The sequence below is a fragment of the Flavobacterium sp. CAN_S2 genome, from assembly GCF_015752255.1.
Classification (GTDB): domain Bacteria; phylum Bacteroidota; class Bacteroidia; order Flavobacteriales; family Flavobacteriaceae; genus Flavobacterium.
Genome location: NZ_JADOVA010000003.1, coordinates 208,647 through 222,686, shown reverse-complemented (window position 1 = coordinate 222,686; position 14,040 = coordinate 208,647). Strand labels below are relative to the sequence as shown.

Genomic DNA, 14,040 nt, shown 5'->3' with positions numbered 1-14,040 from the left:
ATGGTTTGAGGAGAGTCTTCGAATGTTTAAAGATGTAAGATGAAACAAAGTGCTGATACAATACGGATCATTCAAATTATCGATTCACTGGAGGCAGGAGGTGCAGAGCGGATGGCGGTCAGTTATGCCAATGCATTAGCATCCAGCATTGCTTTTTCCGGATTGGTGGTGACGCGTGGGGAAGGGCCTCTGAAGGAGCATGTTGAGGATGGAGTTTCCTATTTGTTTTTAAATAGAAAAAAAATGATGGACTTAGGGGCGCTTTACAGGCTTAGAAAGTTTGTGAAACAGCATCGGGTAAATGTTGTTCATGCGCATAGTACCTCTTTTTTTATTGCTTTTTTATTGAAATTAACTTGTCCAAGCTTACGCTTAGTATGGCACGATCATTATGGTGATAGTGAGTTTTTATCCAATAGGCCAATAGGTGCTTTACAAATGGTGGCTTCCTTTTTTAGCGGGATTATAGCTGTGAATCAAAAATTGAAAGTTTGGGCGGAGCAAAAATTGAATTGCAGTAACATTATATATTTGCCTAATTTTCCATCGAAAGAAAATAACAGTACAGCAGCGACTATTTTGAAGGGAATTCCCGGAAAGCGAATTGTATGTTTGGCTAATTTGAGGCTGCAAAAAGATCATTTTTTATTGTTGGACGTCGCTTGTAAATTAAAATTATCGTATCCGGAATGGACCTTTCATTTAGTTGGAAAAGATTTTGAGGATGATTATTCCCAAAAAATTAAGGATTTAATTGTAGCATTTGATTTGGAAAAAAATGTGTTTCTTTACGGCACCAAAAATGATATACCCTTTATATTAAAGCAATCGACTATTGGGATTCTAACGTCACAATCGGAAGGATTACCCGTTGCACTTTTAGAATATGGTTGGTATAAAAAGCCGGTAGTGGTTACTGCAGTAGGAGAAATATCCACTTTGGTCGCAAATGGTACAAACGGTTTTGTTGTTCCCGCACAGCAGGATGTGCTGTTTTATGAAGCATTGGTTTTATTAATCAAATGTGATGCCTTGCAACTGGAGTTTGGCGAAGCTCTATACCAAACAGTTAGTCATCATAATTCAGGAACATCCGTTATCATACAATATTTAAATTGGTTGCAAAATAGTTACAAATGAAAAAAGAGGATCAATCCTATCTTTATTTAATTCTTTTCCATGTAGTTGTGGGTGTATTGGGCTTTTTACTGCCTTTTACAGCAAAAATTTACGGGTATTCGATTTTTATTTTTGGAATTTATTACATCATCAAAAAACAAAATAGAAATAATGAAGCGTTGATTGCTGCAGCATACGTGGTGGGGAGCGAAGTTTTTTTGAGAATGACCGGCGGTAATCCACTGTATGAAATTTCTAAGTACGGCGTCATGGTCTTTATTTTTATTGGCATGTATTACAGCGGATTTTCTAAAGGAGCAGTGCCCTATTGGATATTTCTACTGTTATTAGTCCCCAGTGTTATTATTTCGACCTTTACATTAAACTTTGATACCGATATTCGGAAGGCAATCGCCTTTAATATTTCGGGTCCTGTGTGTTTAGGACTCGCTGCCCTCTATACGTTCCGGCGCAAGATTGCTTTAGCAGAAATTAACAGCATCTTGTTGAGCATGGGATTGCCAATTATAACCTGTATGGTGTACCTGACTTTGTATACACCCAATGTTCAGGAGGTTATTACAGGAACCGAATCTAATTTTCAAACTTCTGGGGGCTATGGTCCTAATCAGGTAGCCACGATTTTAGGATTGGGAATGTTTATCTTTTTCTCCCGAGTGATATTGGATTCTAAGACAAAATTTCAAATTATCCTTAATCTGATTGTTGCCTTAAATATAACGTATCGCGGGATGCTGACCTTTTCCAGAGGTGGTATGATTACCGGATTTTTGATGATCGTTTTGCTGCTGGTGTTCCTGTATTTTAAATCCAATTATGGTGGCAGGGTCAAATTGAATTATATCATCGTGCTATTAGTGTTTGCGATGTTCGCTACTTGGACGTATACTTCCTTTCAGACTGGTGGTTTGATTAATAAACGGTATTCCAATCAAGATGCCGCAGGAAGGGCAAAAGAGAGTCAATTTACCGGTAGGGAGGATGTGGCCCAAAACGAGATCGATACGTTTTTGAAAAATCCCATTTTTGGCGTAGGTGTTGGTAAAGGGGCTGAAGTTCGTGAGGATGAAACAGGAATCAAAGTTTTATCGCATGATGAAATTACGCGGATGTTAGCGGAACACGGTTCGCTAGGGATAGTAGCTTTACTGATTTTGTTTTTTACACCGCTCGTTTTGTATTTAGAAAATAAGTTCAATATGTTTTTGTTGTGTTTTGTTGCTTTTTGGTTTTTAACCATTAATCATGCTGCCATGCGTACTGCCGCACCTGCCTTTGTGTATTCGTTGTCGTTACTTAATGTTCAGTTAGGATTTCCCAAGAGAAAGAGTGTGGGAGAGGGAGAATAGAGAGAAGGGAATATAGATTATAGAAAAGAGAATATAGAAAATAGAGACAAGAATCAAGAGAAAATTACTGTAATTGCTGAATGTTTTCGTTTTAGCCAAATGACCAGATTCCCGAGGTCTTTGTATACAAAAAATGTTTAAATTTTGTTTGTGAAGCATTTCATTGATACTAATTGATAGCAAATAAAAATTACTTTACTAAAAAGGAAAATTTGTTAAAAAAATTAACATATCTTAATTTTATTTTGGTACAAAAGCACTAAATTGCGCCTATAATACTAAATACCACCCATGTTTTCAGTTGACAAAATGCATTTTGAAATATCAGAACGAAAGTCGATTCTTCGGCTTTTTGATGTTCTGTTTGTTTTGACGGCATTGTATCTTACTGGTAACGTGTTTGATTTTGATTATTTCGCATTATCAGCCACTAATTATTACTGGACAATTGTTCTGGCCGTTTATCTGAATGTATTTGGCACTATTTTCGAAATGTACAATCTTCAGGTCGCCAGCAACCAATTTCAAGTGTTGAAAAGCACTTTGATTACCGTTTCGACCACCGTTTTAGTATATTTACTTACTCCGTTTTTTTCCCCGCAACTGCCTTCCAACCGATTTCAAATTTTGCTGTTTTTTGTGGTTATATTTGTTTCATTGTTTACTTGGCGCATGCTGTATGTTGCCTTTTTGGCTTCTACTAGATTTTTTCAGAAAGCCATCTTAATTTGTGATCAGGAACAGGTACAGGAACTTATTCTCGGGTTGGAAAATATAGATCCTCATTACAAAATAGTTGGTTTTGTTAACACAGATGGAGTCGAAGAAGAAATGGAAGAATTCCATTATGTGCAACACATCAAAAGAGATGATCTGTTCTCCTTTGTAAAAGAAAATGGGATTTCTGAAATTGTGATTGCTTCTCAAAAAACAGAAGGAATCACCGCTGATTTATACCAACAATTGTTGCACTTATTAGAATCGGGGAATATAATACGAGAGTACACACAGGTGTATGAAAGTAAAACACAGCGTATTCCCGTGCAGTATATGTCCCGTGATTTTTATCGTTTTTTCCCCTTTAGCCGAAGCAATCAGAATAAATTATACCTGCTAACCGTGCGTATTTTTGAGATTGTAGTTTCCTTATTTGGTCTTATTGTAGGATTGGTTCTTTTTCCGATTATATTGGTTGGAAATGCGATAGGAAACAGGGGGCGTTTGTTTTATTCCCAAGAGCGGGTTGGTAAAGATGGTGTTGTTTTTGAAATTTTGAAATTCCGCACGATGGTAAAAAATGCTGAATCGAATGGTGCTGTTTTTACTGCAACAAATGATTCTCGTGTGACTGTTTTTGGCAAATTTTTGCGTAAAACCAGAATGGATGAGTTTCCGCAGTTTATCAATATTTTGAAAGGGGAAATGGCTGTTATCGGTCCACGTCCGGAGCGTCCGGTGTTTGTTCATGAAATTGCCGAAATAATGCCTTTTTATGAGACTAGACACATCATTAAGCCGGGACTTACCGGTTGGGCACAAGTTAATTATTCGTACGGGGAAACAATCGATGATAGTTTAATCAAGCTGCAGTATGACTTGTATTATATCAAGCACCGCAGTATTTATCTGGATTTGAACATTGCTTTCAAAACTATAACTACTGTATTGTTTTATAGAGGGCAGTAATTATTATTATTATTATTATTATTATTATTAATTGTTATGGCAATGCTTTTTTTGCCACAGATTTGCACAGATTTAAACGGATTAAATTCAAAATGATATTATATAACTATCTGTACCCACCAACAAATAATTATTTCAGTCCTGATTTAAACGAAATACCCTAATTCATGTCTTTAAAAAATTAGAGAATTAGCGGTTAAAAGACTAGATGTCGAGAGTAATTCAAGTAAAAGTAGTAGAAGGGTTCCTTATATTATGATTGGAATTCGTTTTTTGTTTTGAATGGCCAGTCTCACTAAAACAATTCCGCTGCAAACTACCAATGGCAGTACCAGTACCAGATGCGCTTTGTTGATTATAAAAAAGAAATAAACCACCAACAACACGATATTTAATAGCGCCAGATTGTAAATTAATTTTTTGTTTTTCGTCCAATAAAAATAAAGTAATCCTATTAAGGTTGGATTGAATAATAAAATATTGTAGTTGTATCCTAATTCCAGATGTAACGAATAAAACCCTGCAAACGAAAAGAAAATCCCAATTATGGCCATGATGCTGAGGTAGAACAAATCGATGCTTTTTTTGTTTATAAACACGATGAAACTAAGCACTATGAAGTATGTATAGGGATTATTCCACCAAGACATAGGAACTTCATTTTTGAATTCGATTATGGTTTTGTTTTCCAGTGCCAGCGGACGGTTTTGAAAGGACACTTTCTCGAGGCTTTTTTGTAATTCAAATGGTAGAAAAATTTGCGTGCCTAATTGATCTACTTTTTTACCGAAGATAATGCTGGTGCCTAATTTTTCATAAAAATGGCCGTCAAAATACGGGTACAATATGGTTCTGTAGGTGATGTCTGTATCGGTATTTTTTACAATTGCAATTGTGTCTAGTGTTTTATTGATGATGTCAACTACCATCGATGTACAATTTTTGTCGATGAATTTATAGGTATAGTGACTTTCTCCCGAAGTCAAAGAGGTATTCAGGTTGTCAAATAATTTTTGTTTTAAATCAACCGGAATGTTTAATTCCTGCTCATAAACAGATCTTTTTTCATGTTGATATTGACTGATAAAATCAGCATATGAATGCGCAACAGCAAAGTATTGCAAATCTCCTTTTATGAATTTCATTACAAAAATTGGCGTGTTGAAGTCAAATGCGCCATAATTATAAACTACATCAATGGCGTTGGTTGTATCCTGCACTCGTATTGCCGTGTGTCCAAAAAGCGTATATGATTCATTACCTACTCCACAGGTGATTACGCTAACATGCGTGTTTTTTGATAATTGTATGTTTTGCCCGAAACTAAAATGTACCGTTGAAAATACGAAGAGTAGTAACGCTATTTTTTTGAAAAATGATGTATGCATTCGTTTGCTGTTAAAAGGGTATAAAAGGTGATTTTGTTTTAAAAAAAAACTCCTTTACGATTTCATTGATTGAATTTGTCTGACAAAGATACTCAAAGAAAGAAAAATGGCGTGCAAAGTTTTTCTGTTAAAGAAAGTGTTGTTATTGAAACGGGTTCGTGCAACTTGGAATGAACTTCGGAAAATTGGACAGTAATTCCATTATGCTATTAGATTCTAAATGTTATTCGAAATTAATTTCTAAACATTCCTAAATCCACTTTTACCGAAAAAATATTGGAATATAAAGCAGCGCTTTGATTCCCTAAATCGGTTAATGCATAATCAATTTGAATGCCTTTGTATTTGAATCCCAAGCCAATATTGGGTTGGAAACCTACTTTTTCCGTACTATCCAATTGCTGTACATTCTGAAAATTTCCCACTCCGGCGCGAACGAAAACCAAATCAGTATATCCAAATTCCAATCCAAAAGCCGGGTCGATACTGACAAAATCGGTAGCAATTACATCATTGGTACTGGCAAAACGCATGTTTACATTGGCTGCAGCCTGAATGCTGTAATCGTAACGAATGATAAACTTTTTAGCGATTCCCAGCTGTGCTTTTGGAGCCGTAATCTCGGTACTTTCCGGTAAGTCCTGATTTTCACCGGGTATGGCGTTTGCAATTTTCTCATATTCATCTTCGTCAATATTCCACACATTATAGGTAGTGGTGATGTCGCGGAGCATTAATCCAAATTGCCAGTTGTTTTTTTCGAATTGGATTCCGGCATCAAAACCAAATCCCCAAGAGTTGGCAAATTTACCAATAATACGTCGGATGATTTTTGCATTCACACCATATTGAAACCCGGGAACCGGTAATTTTCTCGCATAGGAAAAAGTAAATCCGTAATCAGCAGTTGAGAACAAACTGATTCGGTTGTAGTCAATATTGCCTTGACTGTCGATTAGTTCGGTTGTGTTTAGGATATCATCTACCCCAAAACGGATTAGTGAAATTCCCCAAGCACTGCGATCATCTATTGGACTGGCATACGCCAAGTAATCGTATTGTGCAATATTCGCAAAATAATTGGCATGCATGAAAGATACCTGGTGGTCTTCCATACGGATAAGTCCAGCAGGATTCCAATATCCGGAATTGACATCATTGGTGGAAGCCACGACAGTATTTGACATACCCAATGCAGCCGCATCCACGCCGATATTCATAAACTCATTTGAATATTTCCTAACGGCCTGGCTGTACATCAGGGTACATACGAAAAGTGTTGCTACTAAAAAGCTTTTTTTCAAGGGTGTCATTTTTACAAACGTAATGCCTGTTTAATTTTTATCAAAAATATAATTTTTAATTGAGGTTATTTCATTTTGCTGTTGAATTTAGTGTGTTGGTCACGTGGTTTAGATTTAACAGAGTACTACTACAGTAAAAGATGGAATGCTGATGTGACGGATGAAGTAAATTTTTACTGATTTTTCGTAGAGTTATTTTATTCCTTAAATAAATAGTGAGTCTAATGTTCGAAATAGATAAGGAATGAGGTTTGAATTCGTGATGTTGTTTATAGAACAGCCCTGTCAAGGATAAAACACCACACGACTTATTCGAATAAATCTGTTTATAATAGTGAAATAAGATTTACCTCATTGAGTAAAAAAAAATATAGTAAGTTTGTAAATGAATTACATCGAATTTTTTATAGAAAATAACAATAATGAGTTTAAAAGATTTATTAGACAGTAGTAAAGATAAAAGCCTTTCTGGACAAAAGTGGCATATGCTAAGACAAGCAATCGTAAAACGATTATTGTCAGCTGGCAATGCTACAATAGCAGAATTAAGTTCTGAACTACAATCTAGTGTTCCAACGGTCACTAAAGCAGTTAACGAATTATTGTCAGAAGCTTATGTAATAGATCTTGGAAAAATTACTAATAGCGGAGGAAGAAGACCTTCTTTATATAGTATCAATCCAACTTGCGCTTACTTTTTAGGGGTTGAAGTTAGTCTTGCCAGTATGTCTATTGGTTTACAAAATATTAAAAATGAATTTGTCAGTATTGAATTAGGAACTTCCTTTGCTTTACAAAATACTCAAGAGTCACTATTGGAATTTTGTAATTTGATAAATTCATTTATAGAAGATAGTGTGGTCGAAAAAAAGATGATTGTAGGTGCCTGCATCAACTTTTCAGGACGCATTAATTCGATGGAAGGATTTAGTTATAATTACTTCTTTAGCGAAAACAGACCTTTAACAGAAATCATTTCAGAGCAATTGGATTTGCCGGTTCATTTAGAAAATGATACCAGAGCGATGACTTTTGGTGAATATTCAGAAGGTGTGGTTGATGATGAACAGAATATAATATTTGTAAATTACAGTTGGGGTGTCGCTATAGGAATGATAACTGATGGTAAACTTTATTATGGAAAATCCGGTTACTCCGGAGAATTTGGTCACAGTACAATCTTTGATAACGGAATTATGTGCCAATGCGGTAAACTTGGATGTCTGGAGACTGAAATTTCAGGATGGTCCTTAGTAAACCAGTTCAAAGAGGCTCTAAAAGAGGGACAACAATCAAAAGTAGTACTTGATGAAAATTCTTCTGCTTTACAACACCATGCTATTATTTCCGGAGCTTTTAATTTAGAAGATACTTTATGTATTGATTTAGTCACTAAGCAGAGTGACAAAATGGGACGCTATTTGTCTATTCTACTTAATATCTTTAATCCTGATTTATTGGTAATTGGTGGCGATTTTGCTCAATTAGGTGATTACACACTTCTACCTATCCAGTCCGCATTAAAAAAATATTCATTGGGTTTAGTTAACCGAGATATGAAACTTAAAAAATCAACTTTAGGCCGTCGCGCTGGTGTCATTGGCGCCTGTTGTGTCATAAAAGAAAAAATGCTATCCCCATTAATTAATAACTAAAATTACTTCTAAATTTTAGTTATTAAAATAATTTAATAAGTGTATTGCATTTATTAAATTAATTTATATATTTACAACGTGATAATAAATCAACACGGAAAACATTCTATTTAAAATTTTATTTTACACTTCTTGCTTTTCTCCAAAAGGTAGGTAGAACAGTTTATTTCAAAAGAAAAAAAACCGTACCAAATTACTATTACAAAAAAGAGATTGGTCTTTTAAGAGTACTAATCTGATATGTATTTCAACGGTGTTATCTTGTATTAATATGATTTTTAACTTGTTAAAAATGGTTCGGGGAAATTGAAGCAAGAACTTATACTTATAAATTGCAAACAAGGTTTTCACTATTGTTACTATAAAAATAACAAAATTAGGGAATGCCCTTTTTATAAAAATATTAATTTGTTATCCATAAAAAAAGCCAGCACATGCTGTAAACATTGCTGGCTGGTTCTTAATAAAAAGAACTGTGGTTGGGTAACAAATAAATAAACCAAGAAGGAAGAATTATTATTAACCTAACCATTACAAAAGTATGTATTTATTACCAAAAAGCAAGCCGAAAAATTATTGGCTTACCCCAGGCTTCGGGAAAGCTATGAAATTAACATCCTTATTTCTAGTCGCTTTTACCGCACAAGCATCAGCCTCAGCGTTCTCAGGAACAGATGCTTTTTTAGAAAAAAAGATTACTATTACAAAAGCTACAAACAGCTTAATCCTAATTCAAAAGCAAATTACCGGAAAGGTGACTGATGAAAAAGGAGAATCTTTACCTGGCGTTAATATTATTGCTAAAGGCACTAATATTAGTACACAAACTGACATAGACGGGAAATTCACTATTGAAGTTCCTGACAATGTTACTACATTAATAGTTTCTTATATAGGTCTGCAGGAACAAGAAGTAACTATTGGAAACACTCCTCTTACTATTGTTCTGAAAGAAGTAGGACAACAAATGAATGAGGTTATCGTTGTTGGTTATGGTTCACAAAACAGGAGAACGTTAAGTACGTCAGTTTCTAAATTAGATAAAAAAGTTTTAGAAAACGTTCCTTACTCAAATGTGACGCAATCCTTACAGGGAAATGTAACTGGTTTGGTAGTACGTACGGCATCGGGACAACCAGGTAAAGCATCTAACATTTTGGTCCGTGGTGGTACTTCTATTGACAATCCAGCGGGTGCAACTCCATTATATATTGTTGACGGAGTTATAAGAACCCAAATTGATGATATCAACTCTTTAGATATAGCCTCTTTACAAGTATTGAAAGACGCTGCTGCGACTTCAATCTATGGAGCCCGCGCATCTAATGGTGTAATTATTATTACAACTTCGACCGGTAAAGCTGGTAAAACCAAAATCACGTACAATGTTTCGACTCAAAACAGTCAAATTGGAAAAAAATATGATTTTCTAGACGGTGGTGACTACATCAGACTACAGCGTCTAGGGTTGTATAATGCTGCCGAAATCGCTGGACTTTCAACAACAACAGGTATTGCAAGACTTGGGCAATTAACAGGCGCTACTCCTGCCGGTACCGGAAACAACTTATTGAATAACACGCCATTCGCTACTTTATTAAAATCGAATTTATCCGCAATAACTATTGGAGAATTACAAGCTAAAGGCTGGCAGGAAATGGCAGATCCCCTTAATGCTAACAATACTATTATGTACAAAAGCACTGATTGGAATGATGTTTTATTTCAAAATGCAATTACCCAAAACCACACTTTAGGTATTAGTGGGGGTGGAGATACCGGAGTTTTTGATTTAAGTTTAGGCTATCTAAAAGGGGATGGAATCACTATATTTACGGGATATCAACGTTTTACCAGTAAACTGAATGCCTCTTTGAAAGTAGCTGATAACTTTACAGTAAACGGTAGAGTTTTGTTTTCCAAAGCTAGTAATAACCAAGTAGTTGCCAATAGTGTGGTCTTCAATAGATATTTAGGAAACGCTCCTACAACAAAACTATATTTAGAAGATGGTACTTTGGCTCCAGGGCAAAATAATATTAATGGAAATCCATTATATCAAATGGGTAAAGTAAAAGGGATTAATGAAAACAATAAATTGCAAATGGGTGTAGATGGTGATTTAAAAATCACTAAAGATTTAACTTTTACACCTTCATTATCTCTTTACAATGAAAATGAAAATGGAAATACTTTTCAACAGGCTTTTTTAAGTGGAAGTAATGGTTTAGTAGACAATACCCGAACTGCAACCCGATTAAGTAATCAAATTGCGCAAATTCAATACGAAGGGGTACTTAGTTATGCTAAATCTTTAGAAAACACAGGTGATTTTCAGGCAAAATTAGGAGTTTCTAAATTTGACAGAACTATAAAAACATTTAATGCTTCTGGAAAAGGAAGTCCTTCGGATCTTGCGCAAACATTAGATTCATCTCCAATACCAGTTTCTGTATTCAGCAATAATACAAGATTAGTATTAAACAGTGTTTTTGGACGTGTAAATTATGATTACAAAAGCAGGTATTTTGCAACAGCCTCTTTTCGTTATGATGGTTCTTCCAGTTTAGGCCCGGATAATAAATATGGCTTTTTTCCTGGATTATCTGCAGGATGGAATGCACACGAAGAGACGTTTTGGAAAGTAATGCCAGAAGTTGTTTCCTCATTTAAACTTCGTGGAAGTTATGGTGTAAACGGTAATTTAGGAACCTTGGGTGATTTTCAAGCCGGAGGATTATATTCTGGAACAACAAATGGATTTGCCAATAGTTACAATGGGCAATCCGCAATCGTAAATTCTCAAATTGCAAATCCAGGTTTGAAATGGGAACAATCACAAACTATAAATGGAGGTTTTGATTTGGGCTTTAATAATGATAGAATTAGGATAATTGGAGATTTCTACAATAAATTAACCTCTGATTTACTAACGAATTTAACGCTTCCTTCTAATAGTGGTTTCTCTACAGTCCTAACAAACTTAGGCGGATTAAGAAGTAAAGGTTTTGAATTAGAATTAAATGCAAATGTGTACAACAATAATGATTTAAAAATTAATGTAGGTGCCAATGTATCGCACAATACTAATGTGATTGAAAAATTACCTTCAAATGGGAATTTAAACAATCGAATTGGAGGAACTGAAATCTGGGATGCTAGCAGTGGTGCTTATAAATTTGTAGGAGGTTTACAGGAGGGCCAAAAGATTGGAGATTTTTATGCTCACAAACAATTGTATATCCTTTCTACACAAGCTGAAGCAGATGCTTACAATCTAACCACACATGATAATTATGTAAGTAAAACAGGTGCAACAGGTGGTAATCCAACTGGTAAGAAATTTGCTGGAGATGCCGTTTTCTTAGATGCTGATAACAATGGAATTATTGACAGCAGAGATAGAACTTTCATGGGTAATATGTTCCCTAAATTTGTAGGCGGATTTAATTTTGATGCTAATTATAAAGGATTCTCTTTAACTGTAAGAACAGATTACTCTTTAGGAGCTACCATTTACAATGAATCAAGAGCACGTTTTGTTGGTCAATTCCAAGGAAATTATGGACTATTGGCAGAGAGCTTACAATCTTGGCAAAAAGAAGGTGACATAACTGATGTACCAAGATACCGCTGGGCAGACCAGACCAACCAAAATAACTTATTCCGTTCTGAAGCTAGTGGTGCGGCTTATAATACCAATATGTTTCAAGGAAATAGCCGATATTATGAAAGCGGAGATTATTTATGTCTGAGAGAAGTTACGATCAGTTATACAATTCCTGAATCATTAGTTAGCAGAATAAAATTATCTTCTGTACGAGTTTATTTGACAGGAAGCAATTTACATTATTTTACTAAATACAGCGGCTTAAGCCCAGAAGTACAAGGTATTGATGGAGGTTCAAGTCTTGGATTAAATGATGCAGGGGCAAAAGGTACCTATCCTGTTCCAAAAAACTTTACCCTTGGTTTAAACATTGGTTTATAATTTTTAATAATAAATATCATGAAAAAGAAAATTCTTTTATTCACTATACTTTTTACAGGACTTTCACTATTCAGCTCTTGTGAAGATGATTTAAACTTACAATCTGAAAGCGTAATTACTTCTGCCAGTTTTTGGAAAACAGAAGATGATGCGAAAGCAGGTGTAAACGGTATGTATTTCAATTTTAGAACCCAGACCCAACAAAATTATTATTTATTGGGTGGTGCTAGAAGTGCTGAAATAACAAGCGGTGTTCAATCACCTCTGAATTTGGCAAATTATTACAATAACAACTTAACAGCACAAAACATTGATGTGGATTGGGCTGGTTTGTACACCGTAATTCATCAAGCGAATTTGGTTTTGAAATATGTACCTACTATCCCATTTAGTCCAACAACAGTGAATGAGCAAAAGAGATATATCGCACAAGCGTATTCTATGCGTGCTTTAGCTTATTTCATTATGGCCCGTTCTTGGGGTGGGGTACCAATTGTAACTGCACCAACGGAAAATACAAATCAATCCGAATATATTGTTCCGCGTAATACGATTGAAGAAACTTTTGCCTTTATTAAGTCTGATATCGAATCTGCTATTGCTAATTATCCTGATGCAACAAACAATAAAACGCAATTATCCTTGTCATCGACTTATGCTTTAAAAGCGGATGTGAATTTATGGACAGCGAAACAATTAGGTGGTGGAAATACCGATTTAAATACAGCTTTGGCAGCAATTGATGCCATTCCTACTGCACCAGTACTATTAGCCAATTTCAAAGACGTTTTTGGTTACACGAATAAAGGTAATGCAGAGGTTCTTTTTGCAGTTCGTTATTCATTAGCAGATGTTCCTTCATCGTTATCAGACAATTGGAATTCTTTCATGTTTGTGGGACCAAGTGACTTTGCACCATTAACAGCGGCAACAGCTACAGCAACTTTTGGAACTCTGGGAGTTGGTACTGGTAACGCAGGTATTTCAAGAGTACAACCAGATATTACCCGTTTCAACTTTAGCAATACTGATACAAGAAAAACAGCTACTTATTTAACTTTATACAATGGAACTACTCCAGTTGTAACAGGGTTGGTGAAATATAACGGAACAGTAGACGGTGCTACCAGAAGATTTGTTAGCGATATTATTATCTACCGTTGGGCAGATATATTATTAATGAAAGCAGAAATTAAAAATGCTTTAGGTCAAGATCCAACTAATGAAATGAATCAGGTGATGCAAAGAGCTGATGCTTCTTCTTCATTTACAAATGGTTCTCAGGCGGCTAATAATGATGCTATTTTAAATGAACGTTTAAAAGAATTAGCTTTTGAAGGTAAAGCGTGGTGGGATTTAGTTCGTTTCAATAAAACAAATATTGTTCCATCGATGGCAGGTAAAAAGATACTGTTTCCAATATCTCAAAATACTATTAACTTTAATCCTAAAATCACTCAGAATCCATAGTAAAAAACTGGATTTAAGAAGTATCGTTTAAATAATAAGCCGGGAATATTTAAGTTC

8 protein-coding genes are annotated in these 14,040 nt (G+C 35.2%); 6 read left to right on the top strand and 2 right to left on the bottom strand.

Annotated features, from left to right (window positions below; all coding sequences use genetic code 11):
- The first annotated feature begins 39 nt into the window (after nucleotides 1–39).
- The 3 genes from IWX80_RS10800 (at nucleotide 40) to IWX80_RS10790 (ending at nucleotide 4,175) form a co-directional block, all read left to right on the top strand.
- Complete coding sequence (locus IWX80_RS10800; RefSeq protein WP_334682313.1) at nucleotides 40–1,140, top strand: glycosyltransferase; 1,101 nt, start codon at nucleotides 40–42, stop codon at nucleotides 1,138–1,140.
- Nucleotides 1,137–2,489, top strand: coding sequence for an O-antigen ligase family protein (locus IWX80_RS10795; RefSeq protein WP_196853445.1), 1,353 nt, complete (start codon nucleotides 1,137–1,139; stop codon nucleotides 2,487–2,489). Before IWX80_RS10800 ends, IWX80_RS10795 begins: the two co-directional genes overlap by 4 nt.
- 291 nt (nucleotides 2,490–2,780) lie before the next feature.
- Nucleotides 2,781–4,175 carry an exopolysaccharide biosynthesis polyprenyl glycosylphosphotransferase gene (locus tag IWX80_RS10790; RefSeq protein ID WP_196853444.1) on the top strand — a complete coding sequence of 465 codons (1,395 nt, stop codon included), beginning with the start codon at nucleotides 2,781–2,783 and terminating at the stop codon, nucleotides 4,173–4,175.
- 248 nt (nucleotides 4,176–4,423) lie between these two features.
- On the opposite strand, the gene IWX80_RS10785 is transcribed toward IWX80_RS10790, so the two are convergent.
- Both IWX80_RS10785 and IWX80_RS10780 read right to left on the bottom strand, forming a co-directional pair.
- Nucleotides 4,424–5,563 carry a lipoprotein N-acyltransferase Lnb domain-containing protein gene (locus tag IWX80_RS10785; RefSeq protein ID WP_196853443.1) on the bottom strand — a complete coding sequence of 380 codons (1,140 nt, stop codon included), beginning with the start codon at nucleotides 5,561–5,563 and terminating at the stop codon, nucleotides 4,424–4,426.
- A 233-nt stretch (nucleotides 5,564–5,796) separates the two neighbouring features.
- A complete protein-coding gene (locus IWX80_RS10780; protein ID WP_196853607.1) occupies nucleotides 5,797–6,783 on the bottom strand; it encodes a PorV/PorQ family protein in 987 nt (328 codons plus the stop codon).
- Nucleotides 6,784–7,289: 506 nt separating this feature from the next.
- Between IWX80_RS10780 and IWX80_RS10775 the strand changes: the two genes are divergently transcribed.
- From IWX80_RS10775 to IWX80_RS10765, 3 genes are all read left to right on the top strand, one after another.
- A complete protein-coding gene (locus tag IWX80_RS10775; RefSeq protein ID WP_196853442.1) occupies nucleotides 7,290–8,522 on the top strand; it encodes an ROK family protein in 1,233 nt (410 codons plus the stop codon).
- A gap of 604 nt (nucleotides 8,523–9,126) precedes the next feature.
- On the top strand, nucleotides 9,127–12,513 hold the full coding sequence (locus IWX80_RS10770) for a SusC/RagA family TonB-linked outer membrane protein (RefSeq protein WP_196853441.1): 3,387 nt from the start codon (nucleotides 9,127–9,129) through the stop codon (nucleotides 12,511–12,513).
- Nucleotides 12,514–12,531: 18 nt separating this feature from the next.
- Nucleotides 12,532–13,983: a RagB/SusD family nutrient uptake outer membrane protein gene (locus tag IWX80_RS10765; protein WP_196853440.1), complete on the top strand. Its 1,452-nt coding sequence runs from the start codon at nucleotides 12,532–12,534 to the stop codon at nucleotides 13,981–13,983.
- The last annotated feature ends 57 nt before the right edge of the window (nucleotides 13,984–14,040 follow it).